The sequence below is a fragment of the Flavobacteriales bacterium genome (genome assembly GCA_025210805.1).
GTDB lineage: Bacteria > Bacteroidota > Bacteroidia > Flavobacteriales > CAJXXR01 > JAOAQX01.
Genome location: JAOAQX010000028.1, coordinates 97181 through 109627, shown reverse-complemented (window position 1 = coordinate 109627; position 12447 = coordinate 97181). Strand labels below are relative to the sequence as shown.

Sequence of the window (12447 nt, the reverse complement as noted above, 5' to 3'; positions counted from 1 at the left end):
TAAGATTCTCGAAGGGGAATATCTATCTCAAAAGGATACAAAATGGAGCAAAAAAAAGACATCGCTGTTGAGGATCGTTTTATTGATTTAGAAAAATTAATGGAATCCAAAAACCCAGGAATTACCAAAAAAATTCCAGGTTTTATCATTCGTTATCTCAAAAGAATTCTTCATCAAGAAGAAATTAATCAAATCATTATAGAAAACAAAAAACTCAAAAATGAGGCTTTTTGTGAAAATATTATTCAAAGATTTGGAATTAACCTAGAAGTAGAAGGTATAGAAAATATTCCTACTAAAGGTGGTATTATTTTAGCTGCTAACCATCCACTTGGTGGAATGGATGCCTTAGCTATTGTTACGATTCTTAAACCTATAAGAAAGGACATTAATTTTATTGTGAATGATTTACTCTTAAATCTAGAGAACCTTAAAGAAATGTTTGTAGGTGTGAATTTACACGGTAAAAAATCGGCTAAAAGCCTAGAGAAAGTCAATGAACTTTTCGCCTCAGACAAAGCTATTTTTCTTTTTCCTTCTGGATTTGTGAGTAGAAAAATTAAGGGAAAAGTAAGAGATTTTGAATGGCAAAAGACTTTTGTTTCAAGATCCAAGCGTTATGATAAAGCCGTAGTTCCTGTGTTTATAGATGGAAAACTGAGTAATTTCTTTTATCGCTTAGCAAATATCCGTACCTTTCTTGGAATAAAGGCGAATATTGAAATGCTCTATTTGGCTCATGAACTTTTTAAACTCAAAGGGAAAACCGTAAAAGTTCGTTTTGGAAAACCTATTCCTCATACTACTTTTGATAAAAGTAAAACGGATAAAGAATGGGCAAACCATGTTAGAGAAATTGTTTATCAATAAAAGAAAAACAAGATGACTACCCAAGAAACAGATTTAAGTTATATACATCCTCCCATAGATAAAGCCCTCATAAAAAAAGAGCTTAACCAAGAACGCTTCGTAAGAAAAACGAATAAGCTTGATAACGAAATTTATATTATTAATGCCCAGAATGCTCCTAATACTTTAAAGGAAATTGGTCGCTTACGAGAAATCACCTTTGCCTCTTCTGGAGGAGGAACAGGTAAAGAATTGGACCTAGATTCTTATGATACTTCTGCCAATTGCTATCAACAATTGATCGTTTGGTCTCCAGAAGAAGAAGAAATTATTGGAGGGTATCGTTATATTCTCTGTAAAGATGTACTAGATACTAAGCCTCTTGAGCTTTCTACTATCAATTATTTTGATTTTTCTGAGGATTTTAAACGATTGTATCTTCCTTATACCATAGAGCTAGGAAGATCTTGGATTCGTCCAGAATATCAACCAAATCAAAATCCCAAAAAAGGGCTTTTTGCCTTAGATAATCTTTGGGACGGACTGGGAGCTTTAGTGGTGAGACATCAAGACGAAATTCGTTATTTATTTGGGAAAGTAACCATGTACAAGGATTACCAAGCAGAATGCCGTGATGCATTGCTTTATGTAATGAAATATTTTTTCCCTGATAAAGATCATTTGGTAGAACCGAAAATGAGTAGAGGGCTGACTTCCAATATTACTCAATTTAAGGGCGCTCTTCAGAATGTAAGTAACTTTAAGGAAGGGTATAAATTCTTGAAGAGTTTTGTAAGAGAACGCAAAGAAATGGTACCCCCACTTATCAACTCTTATATGCATCTTTCAGATACTATGAAAACTTTCGGTACAGCTTCAAATCCCGATTTTGGAAATGTGGAAGAAACGGGAATTTTACTGACTATAGATGATATTCACAAACATATTTTTGATCGATATACTCAGTCTTACCGAGAAGAAAAAAATCGATAATACTGTAAGAATAAAAACAAAAACACCACCAAAAAAATAGATTTTTTTGGTGGTGTTTTTGTTTTTCCTATATTTTGGAAAATTGAACTGTATCAAAAGATTGAGGATTCCTAATAGGTGTTGCGAATAAGCATTCTGAAAAGAATAAATATAGCACCTAATAATAGCATCGTAACCTTTTAAGCTTCTCCTTTGGTCCCCATATAAGGCATATTCATTGTGTTTGGCACACCACTTCCAGCAGGAACTTTATCCTCAATTACACCAAAAGCTTGTTCATAGTTTTGAACATTTTGTTGAAGTGCCGCAAGTAATCTTTTGGCATGAATAGGAGCCATAATCATTCTTGACTGAACTTTTGCTTTAGGGACATTAGGCATCATATTTACAAAATCTAATACAAACTCTGATGGCGAATGATTGATGATTGCCAAATTGCTGTATTGTCCATTTGCTGTTTCTTCTGTCAGCTCTATGCTGATATTGTTTTCGTTTTTGTTATCTGACATGATTGATTTATTAATCGTTTTTTTTCGTTTTCCGAATTTACATTATTTCTTAAAAACAAAAAGGCTACCTAGTAAAATAGATAACCTTTTCTAAATATCATAATTGTCTACAACAATTCTCTATATCGATATCTCTTTTGAATAGAAGGATTTAGCCTTTATTTATTCATGTCTTAACAACAAATTTACAATATAATAAGTTCAAAATCATTCTCACAAGGAGACAAACCCATCTCTGGATTAAAATGAAGATTCCAAGTATAATTAAGTAAATACTCATGTGCCAGCACATCAGACTTTGTTTCATACAACACTTGATCGGAAGAAGGCGGAGTGGTAACAGGTTGTGGAAAATTATTTACACTTATTTTTAGTTTCCCTTCTTCCTTATTTACAGTAAACCTAAGATAGTGTTTCCCTGGTTCCAAAAATCTAAAAGTACCTGAGAAAATATCCTTAAAACGCTCTTTACCAAGACTAAAAGGAAATGTCATGGCTAATTTTTCTCCGCTTCTAAGCCCACAAGTACTAGGAGTGCTGCTTAGAGATTCTTCTGCAGATTTCTTTTGATAAGCGTAGAAGATTCTGTTGATGTTTCTATTACTTCTTTAGAGCATGATTGAATAGATAACATTGAGGTAAATAATATAGTAATGCCTATAAAAATAGTTCTCATAATAAATTATTTTGGTTATAAATTAAATAATAATAGGAATAGGAATAACAGAAACTTCGATAAACAATCCTATTTCACGGACAAAATGCGAAAAATAGCCTTAAAACAAAACAATCCATGAAGATGATTCATGGATTGTTTTTTTATTATGGGTAAACTTTTTTTATTAGTCTTCTGCACGAGAAACTTTAAGTTCTTCATAATGCTTGAAACCAGTTCCTGCAGGAATTTTATGTCCTACAATAACGTTTTCTTTAAGACCTTCTAAGTAATCTACTTGTCCTCTAACAGCTGACTGGTTCAGTACCTTTGTTGTTTCCTGGAAAGATGCTGCAGACATGAAACTCTTTGTTTGAAGAGAAGCTCTTGTAATACCTTGTAATACTGGCATTGCCGTTGCTGGCTGTGCATCTCTGTATTCCACAAGTGCTAAATCTTTTCTTCTTAATTTTGAGTTTTCATCTCTCAACTCTCTTAGAGAAATCAACTGACCTGCATGAAGTTCTTCAGAACCTCCTGGGTCTGTAATTACCTTCATTGTAAAGATCATATCATTTTCTTCCAAGAAATCATTTTTGTGTACCAATGAATTTTCTAAGAATTTAGTATCACCAGCATCCAAAATTTGAAGCTTACGCATCATTTGTCTAACAACTACCTCAAAGTGCTTATCGTTGATTTTTACCCCTTGTAGACGGTAAACCTCTTGGATTTCATTTACTAGGTATTGTTGTACTGCTGTAGGTCCTTCAATAGCTAAGATATCTTTTGGAGTGATTGCTCCATCAGAAATTTTTCTACCTGCACGAACATAATCATTTTCTTGTACAAGAATCTGTTTAGAAAGCGATACCAGATATTTCTTAATCTGCCCTGTTTTTGATGTTACAATTACCTCACGGTTACCTCTTTTGATTTTTCCGTAAGAAACCATTCCATCAATTTCAGATACAACAGCAGGATTCGATGGGTTACGTGCTTCAAAGAGTTCTGTTACACGTGGAAGACCCCCGGTAATATCTCCCGCTTTAGAAGTAGATCTTGGCATCTTTGCAAGAATGTGTCCTGCGCCTACTTTTTCTCCTTCATCTACGTTGATATTTGCACCTACTGGTAGGTTATATGATCGGATAAGTTCTCCTTTAGAATCTACGATATTAATCGTTGGAACTTTTTTCTTATCACGATTTTCCTTAATAATTCTTTGGGTAAATCCTGTTTGCTCATCTGTTTCTTCAGAGAAGGTAATTCCTTTTTGAAGATTCAAATATTCAACAGTTCCTTTAAATTCTGAAAGGATTACGGCATTAAATGGATCAAACTCACAGATTACATCACCCTTTTTCACTTTGTCTCCATTCTTCACTTGTAAGAAAGATCCATAAGGAATCAAGTTATTGGCAAGTACAATTCCTGTTTTCTCATCCACTAATCTCATTTCTCCAGTACGACCGATAACTACATTACCTTTCTTACCATCTTCAGATTTTGTTTCAACAGTACGAACATCTTCAAACTGAATAATACCGGCACGTTTTACAGCAATCGTATTTTCTTGTGCCGAACCTCCGGCAACCCCTCCAACGTGGAAGGTACGAAGTGTAAGCTGTGTTCCTGGTTCTCCAATAGACTGCGCTGCTATAACTCCTACGGCATCACCTTGTTGAGCCATACGGTTTGTGGCAAGGTTACGTCCATAACAGTTTCCACAAATTCCTGATTTAGATTCACAAGTAAGTGCAGAACGGATTTCAACAGAATCGATATCTGCAGCTTCTATTTCTGCAGCAATTTCTTCAGTAATTTCACCACCTTCAGTTACAATGATTTCTCCTGTTTCTGGGTGTTCTATATCGTGTAGTGATACACGACCAATGATTCTTTCAGAAAGCGTTTCAACGATTTCCTCGTTTTTCTTCAAGGCAGTTTCTACAAGTCCTCTAAGCGTTCCACAATCTTGCTCATTAATGATAACATCTTGTGATACATCTACAAGACGACGAGTAAGATATCCTGCATCGGCTGTTTTAAGGGCGGTATCGGCAAGACCTTTACGCGCACCGTGGGTAGAGATAAAGTACTCAAGGATCGAAAGACCTTCCTTAAAGTTTGAAAGGATTGGGTTTTCGATAACAGCTCCACCATCAGATCCTGATTTTTGTGGTTTTGCCATTAGTCCCCTCATTCCTGTAAGCTGACGAATCTGCTCTCTAGAACCCCTTGCTCCAGAATCTAGCATCATGTAAACTGAGTTAAATCCTTGTTGATCTGTACTCAGAATATTCATAGCTGTTTCTGTAAGTTCGGCATTGGTTTTTGTCCAAACATCAACTACTTGATTATATCTTTCTTGGTTGGTAATAAGACCCATCGAATAGTTATCGATAATTCCGTTTACCGTGTCTGTAGCATTTGCCACCATTTTAGCTTTCACTTCTGGGATAATGATATCTCCCAATGAGAAAGAAAGTCCACCTTTAAATGCCATATAATATCCAAGGTTCTTAATAGAGTCTAGGAAATTAGATGTGGTAGGTACATCGGTAATTTTTAATATTTTACCAATATTATTTCTTAAAGCTTTCTTAGTCAATACTTCATTGATAAACCCTACTTCTCTAGGTACTACATCATTAAAGAGTACTCTACCTACTGTAGTTTCAATCAATTTAAACTTCAACTCACCATCTTCAAGAACGTTTACTTTACATTCAATAATAGCGTTTAAGTCTGCTTTTCCTTCGTTGTAAGCTATTCTTACTTCTTCAGCTGAGTAGAATTTAATTCCCTCTCCCTTAATTGGGTATGCAGGAGTATTTCTTCTACCTTTTGTCATATAGTAAAGCCCCAATACCATATCCTGAGAAGGTACTGTTATAGGTGCTCCGTTTGCAGGGTTCAAGATATTGTGTGAACCGAGCATCAATATTTGAGCTTCCAAAATAGCCTCTGGTCCTAGCGGTAAGTGAACGGCCATCTGATCCCCATCAAAATCGGCGTTAAATGCCGAACATGCCAATGGGTGAAGTTGGATTGCTTTACCTTCTATAAGTTTTGGTTGAAATGCTTGGATACCCAATCTGTGCAGTGTTGGAGCACGGTTTAGTAATACTGGGTGACCTTTAATAACATTTTCTAGAATATCCCATACAACAGGATCTCTCCTATCGATAATTTTCTTTGCAGATTTTACGGTTTTTACAATTCCTCTTTCTCTTAGTTTTCTAATGATAAAAGGCTTGTAAAGTTCGGCTGCCATATCTTTTGGAATCCCGCACTCATACATTCTAAGTTCTGGTCCTACAACAATTACCGAACGAGCTGAATAATCTACACGCTTACCAAGTAAGTTTTGACGGAAACGCCCTTGTTTACCTTTCAAACTATCAGAAAGGGATTTCAATGGTCTATTTGAATCCGATTTTACTGCCGATGATTTTCTAGTATTATCTAATAGAGAATCTACCGCTTCTTGGAGCATACGTTTTTCGTTTCTCAAGATTACCTCTGGAGCTTTGATTTCCATCAAACGCTTCAAACGGTTGTTACGGATAATTACTCTACGGTAAAGATCATTTAGATCTGAAGTAGCAAAACGACCACCATCTAGTGGTACAAGAGGACGTAATTCTGGTGGAATTACAGGAATCACCTTTAAGATCATCCATTCTGGTTTGTTTACAATACGTTTGTTTGCATCTACAAACCCTTCTACTACTTGAAGTCTTTTTAGTGCTTCGGCTTTTCTTTGTTGAGAAGTTTCGTTATTTGCTTGGTGACGCAAATTGTATGAAGTTTTCTCTAGATCTATTGTTGATAATAAATCGATTAATGCCTCAGCTCCTAATTTTGCAACAAATTTATTAGGGTCATTATCTTCCAAGTATTGGTTTTCCATTGGAAGCGTATCTAAAATATCTAGATATTCTTCTTCTGAAAGGAATTCCAATCTTGTCAATGGCTCACCTTCGGCATTTTTTGCAATACCTGGATTAATTACTACATATTTTTCATAGTAGATAATTTGATCCAACTTCTTTGAAGGAAGTCCTAATAAATATCCTATTTTGTTAGGCAACGAACGGAAATACCAGATATGAGCAACAGGTACCACTAACTGGATATGTCCCATACGCTCACGTCTTACTTTCTTTTCTGTTACTTCTACCCCACAGCGGTCACAAACGATTCCTTTGTATCGGATTCTTTTGTATTTCCCACAGTGACATTCATAATCTTTGGTTGGACCAAAAATTCTTTCACAGAAAAGACCTTCACGTTCTGGTTTATATGTACGGTAGTTAATCGTCTCTGGTTTAAGAACTTCACCTTTTGATTTCTCGATGATATCCTCTGGAGATGATAAACTAATTGTTATTTGATTGAAACGGCTGTTTACCGCTGATTTATCTTCTTTTCTTGCCATAGTCTTGAAGCTTAATAATTAAAAAGAGCTATATCTAGGTGCCCGAAGGCACCTAGCACAGTCATCGTTATTCAAAGGTTATTTTAAGTCCTAACCCTTGAAGTTCGTGTAGCAATACGTTGAATGACTCAGGGATACGTGGTTCTGGCATGATATCTCCTTTTACGATTGCTTCGTAAGTTTTCGCCCTTCCGATTACATCATCTGATTTTACCGTAAGAATTTCTCTAAGAATATTAGAGGCTCCAAAGGCTTCGAGTGCCCAAACTTCCATTTCTCCAAAACGCTGACCTCCAAATTGGGCTTTACCTCCAAGTGGTTGTTGTGTAATCAACGAGTATGGACCAATAGAACGTGCGTGCATTTTATCATCTACCATGTGTCCTAGTTTCAACATATAGATAATACCTACGGTAGCTGGTTGGTCAAATCTTTCTCCTGTAGATCCATCATACAAATGCGTGTGTCCAAATTCTGGTACACCTGCTTCTTTTGTATAATCGGTAATTTGATCCAATGAAGCTCCATCAAATATTGGCGTTGCGAAGTTCATTCCGAGCTTCTCTCCTGCCCAACCTAGTACAGTTTCATAGATCTGTCCAAGGTTCATACGTGATGGTACCCCAAGTGGGTTCAATACGATATCTACAGTTGTTCCATCTTCTAAGAAAGGAAGGTCTTCTTCTCTTACGATACGGGCAACAATACCTTTGTTTCCGTGACGACCTGCCATCTTATCTCCTACTTTCAGTTTTCTTTTCTTAGCAATATATACTTTTGCCAATTTCAAGATTCCTGTTGGTAGTTCATCTCCTACTGAGATTACAAAAGAACGTCTTTTCTTTTCCCCTTTGATTTCACTTTTCATCTTACGATAATTGTAAATCAATTGGTCAACTAATTCATTCTTTTTATCATCTGTAGTCCATCCTGAAGTAAGAACAGAGTTATAATCTTCAATTGCATGAAGTAGTTTTTGGGTGAATTTTGTTCCTTTCGGGATAATTTCTTCTCCAAGAGTATTCACTACTCCTTGAGAAGTTTTTCCGCTAAGGATCTTAAATAATTTTTCAACCAAAGTATCTTTTAGTGCTGCAAACTGAGCTGCAAATTCAGCATCTAGCTCTAGCAATAATTCTTTATCTCTTGCTCTACTTTTTCTATCTTTGATAGAACGTGAGAACAATTTTTTGTTAATAACAACCCCTCTTAATGATGGAGAAGTTTTTAAAGAAGCATCTTTTACATCACCAGCTTTGTCTCCAAAGATTGCTCTTAGTAATTTTTCTTCTGGTGTTGGATCTGATTCTCCTTTTGGTGTAATTTTTCCGATAAGGATATCTCCTGGTTTGATATGAGCACCTACTCTAATCATTCCATTTTCATCCAAGTTTTTGGTTGCTTCTTCGCTTACGTTTGGAATATCCGCAGTAAGTTCTTCTGGTCCAAGTTTAGTATCTCTTACTTCTAAAGTATATTCGTCAATATGGATAGAAGTAAATAGATCTTCTCTAACTACACGCTCAGAAATTACGATGGCATCCTCAAAGTTGTATCCTTTCCAAGGCATGAAGGCTACTTTAAGGTTTTTACCTAAAGCAAGTTCTCCATTTTGGGTAGAGTATCCTTCTGTAAGAACATAACCTTTTGTTACTCTTTCACCAACACTTACAATAGGTACTTGGTTAATTGAGGTACTTTGGTTTGTCTTTTGGAATTTGATCAATTTATATTCTACAACAGAAGTATCAAAATTGATTAATTCTTCTTCTTCTGTTCTATCGTAATCTATCACAATCTTATTGGCATCCACAAAAGTAACCACACCATTTCCTTCAGCTTTTATCAAGATTCTAGAGTCGAGTGCTACTTGCTTTTCAAGACCTGTTCCTACAATTGGAGCCTCGGCTTTAAGAAGTGGTACTGCCTGACGCATCATGTTTGATCCCATCAAGGCACGGTTGGCATCATCGTGTTCTAGGAAAGGAATCAATGAGGCAGATACAGAGGCGATTTGATTTGGAGCGATATCCATATAATCAACATCTTGAGGTGTGATAATTGGGAAATCTCCCATTTCTCTACCTTTTACTCTTTGCTCTATAAAGTTTCCTTTTTCATCAAAAGCAAGGTTTGCTTGTGCAAATTTCTTTTGTTCTTCCTCTTCTGCACTAAGATATCTTGGTGTTTCATTGATGTCTATAATACCATCTCTAACTGGGCGGTAAGGAGTTTCAATGAATCCCATTTTGTTTACTTTGGCAAACACACATAGTGAAGAAATCAAACCAATGTTTGGTCCTTCAGGTGTTTCAATAGGACACAGTCTTCCGTAGTGTGTATAGTGAACATCTCGAACCTCAAAACCGGCTCTTTCTCTAGAAAGACCTCCAACCCCTAGGGCAGACATTCTTCTTTTGTGAGTTACTTCAGAAAGTGGATTGGTTTGATCCATAAACTGAGAAAGCTGGTTTGTTCCGAAGAAAGAATTAATAACCGATGATAATGTTTTTGCATTAATCAAATCAATAGGTGTAAAGACTTCATTGTCTCTTACGTTCATTCTTTCACGGATGGTACGAGCCATACGAGCCAATCCGATTCCGAACTGGTTGTAAAGTTGCTCTCCAACGGTACGTACACGACGGTTACTCAAGTGATCAATATCATCTACTTCTTCTCTTGAATTAATCAAACGAATCAACATTTTAATGATGTTCAAGATATCTCCTTGTGTCAATACTTGTTGATCAAAAGGAATATCTGTTCCCATTTTTTTGTTGATACGGTAACGTCCTACTTCTCCTAGACTATAACGAGTCTCTGAGAAGAATAATTTTTCGATGATTCCACGAGCTGTTTCTTCATCGGGCGGTTCTGCATTACGCAGTTGTCTATATATATGTTCTACCGCTTCTTTTTCAGAATTGGTAGGATCTTTTTGTAGGGTGTTATGAATAATGGCGTATTCAGCACTGTTTGCATCATCTTTATGAACCAAGATTGTTTTGATATCTGCTTCAAGGATGATTTCTGCTGTATCATTATCGATTTCTACATCACGATCCAAAAGGATATCGTTTCTTTCGATAGATACTACTTCTCCTGTATCTTCATCTACGAAGTCTTCAAACCACGTTTTGAGTACACGAGCTGCCAATTTTCTTCCTTTAACTCTCTTTAGAGAAGATTTATTGACTTTTATTTCTTCTGCAAGGTCAAAGATTTCGAGGATATCTTTATCTCTTTCAAAACCAATAGATCTAAGAAGGGTTGTTACAGGAAGTTTTTTCTTTCTGTCAATATAGGCATACATTACCGAGTTGATATCTGTAGCAAACTCGATCCATGATCCTTTAAATGGAATTACTCTTGCTGAGTAAAGTTTGGTTCCGTTAGCATGGTAACTTTGTCCGAAGAAAACTCCAGGAGAACGGTGTAATTGAGATACAATAACACGTTCGGCACCATTGATAACAAAACTTCCTCTAGGAGTCATATATGGAATAGTTCCTAGATAAACTTCTTGTACGATTGTCTCAAAGTCTTCATGCTCTGGGTCTGTACAATATAGTTTTAGCTTACATTTTAATGGAACGCTGTACGTAAGTCCACGTTCTATACATTCCTCGATGGTGTATTTTGGTGGATCTACGAAATAATCCAAGAATTCAAGAACGAACTGATTACGAGTATCGGTAATCGGGAAGTTCTCCATAAATACTTTGTAGAGTCCTTCTGAGGTTCTTGCTTCATTTTTGGTGTCCAGCTGAAAAAAGTCTTGGAAAGACTTGATTTGGATATCCAATAAATCCGGAAAAAGGTGTTCCGTTTTTACGGTTCCGAAGCTGAAACGCTGACGTTGTAAGGTCGAATTTGTATTCAATTGACAAAAATTTATAGGTGTAAATTGAGAACGGCGTGTTTTTAAACACAAAAGGGTTTAGGAGTCATAGAGACTCCTAAACCTTGAGATTTTGGGCAGTGAGGGCTTATTTCAACTCTACTTCTGCTCCAGCTTCTTCTAGCTGAGTTTTCAAAGCTTCAGCTTCGTCTTTTGGAATTCCTTCTTTGATTGGAGCTGGTGCACCATCAACGATTCCTTTAGCTTCTTTTAGTCCAAGACCTGTAAGTTCTTTTACAAGCTTAACTACTTTAAGTTTTGATCCACCTGCTGCTTTCAAGATAACATCAAATTCTGTTTTTTCTTCAGCGGCATCTCCACCTCCAGCAGCTGGTCCAGCTACTGCTACAGCTGCTGCTGCAGGCTCAATTCCGTACTCTTCTTTTAGGATTTCAGCTAACTCGTTTACTTCTTTTACTGTAAGGTTAACTAATTGTTCTGCGAATTCTTTCAAATCTGCCATGACTCTGTTTTTAAGTTTGTTTAAACAATGATTTATTTTGTTTTAGAGTGCGTACACTATAGGGTTGTTATTCTGGACGCTCTTGAAGCGTTTTAACAATTCCTGCAAGTGTACTACCACCTGAAGAAAGTGCAGAGATAACGTTTTTAGCAGGAGATTGAAGTAATGTAACGATTTCTCCAATAAGCTCCTCCTTAGACTTAAGACTAGCAAGAGTCGAAAGCTGGTCTACTCCTATGTAAACCGACTCCTCTATCCAAGCCCCTTTGAACAAAGGTTTTTCTGTTTTGTTCTTTTTGTTAAAGTTTTGAATCATCTTTGCTGGTAAGTTTGCTGTTTCGCAAACCATCAAAGATGTATTTCCTTTAAGTGATCCGTATAATTCTTCGAATTCTTTGTCTTCGATTTGCTCCATGGCTTTACGAAGTAAGGTATTCTTAATTACTTGGATTGAGATTCCGCTATCAAAACAAGCTCTACGAAGATTACTTGATTGTACGGCATCCATTTCACCTATATCTGCTAGATATATAATTTTGTTGTCCTCTAAAATCTGTTTTAGAGCTACAACTTCTTGATGCTTTTGTTCTTTAGTCATTGCCATCTTAGTATCCGATTTAGAGGTTT

The 12447-nt window shown here is 36.3% G+C and carries 8 protein-coding genes; 2 read left to right on the top strand and 6 right to left on the bottom strand.

What is annotated here, in order from left to right; all coding sequences use genetic code 11:
• Window positions 1-42: 42 nt before the first annotated feature.
• Both N4A45_11365 and N4A45_11360 read left to right on the top strand, forming a co-directional pair.
• Window positions 43-870, top strand: a complete 828-nt coding sequence (locus tag N4A45_11365) for a 1-acyl-sn-glycerol-3-phosphate acyltransferase (GenBank protein ID MCT4665820.1) — start codon at window positions 43-45, stop codon at window positions 868-870.
• 12 nt (window positions 871-882) lie between these two features.
• Window positions 883-1842, top strand: coding sequence for a GNAT family N-acetyltransferase (locus N4A45_11360; GenBank protein ID MCT4665819.1), 960 nt, complete (start codon window positions 883-885; stop codon window positions 1840-1842).
• 179 nt (window positions 1843-2021) lie between these two features.
• Here the strand turns inward: N4A45_11360 and N4A45_11355 are convergent, their stop codons facing one another.
• The 6 genes from N4A45_11355 to rplJ all read right to left on the bottom strand — a co-directional run bounded on the left by N4A45_11355 (window position 2022) and on the right by rplJ (window position 12418).
• Complete coding sequence (locus tag N4A45_11355) at window positions 2022-2351, bottom strand: DUF3467 domain-containing protein (GenBank protein ID MCT4665818.1); 330 nt, start codon at window positions 2349-2351, stop codon at window positions 2022-2024.
• A gap of 185 nt (window positions 2352-2536) precedes the next feature.
• The gene (locus N4A45_11350; protein MCT4665817.1) at window positions 2537-2845 is read right to left on the bottom strand and encodes a hypothetical protein; all 309 of its coding nucleotides are present in this window, start codon (window positions 2843-2845) and stop codon (window positions 2537-2539) included.
• A 348-nt stretch (window positions 2846-3193) separates the two neighbouring features.
• Window positions 3194-7453 carry a DNA-directed RNA polymerase subunit beta' gene (gene rpoC, locus N4A45_11345; protein MCT4665816.1) on the bottom strand — a complete coding sequence of 1420 codons (4260 nt, stop codon included), beginning with the start codon at window positions 7451-7453 and terminating at the stop codon, window positions 3194-3196.
• 67 nt (window positions 7454-7520) lie between these two features.
• The gene (gene rpoB, locus N4A45_11340; protein ID MCT4665815.1) at window positions 7521-11339 is read right to left on the bottom strand and encodes a DNA-directed RNA polymerase subunit beta; all 3819 of its coding nucleotides are present in this window, start codon (window positions 11337-11339) and stop codon (window positions 7521-7523) included.
• A 106-nt stretch (window positions 11340-11445) separates the two neighbouring features.
• Complete coding sequence (gene rplL, locus N4A45_11335; protein ID MCT4665814.1) at window positions 11446-11820, bottom strand: 50S ribosomal protein L7/L12; 375 nt, start codon at window positions 11818-11820, stop codon at window positions 11446-11448.
• 67 nt (window positions 11821-11887) lie between these two features.
• Window positions 11888-12418 (bottom strand): 50S ribosomal protein L10, encoded by a 531-nt coding sequence (gene rplJ, locus N4A45_11330; protein ID MCT4665813.1) that lies wholly within the window; start codon window positions 12416-12418, stop codon window positions 11888-11890.
• Window positions 12419-12447: the final 29 nt, after the last annotated feature.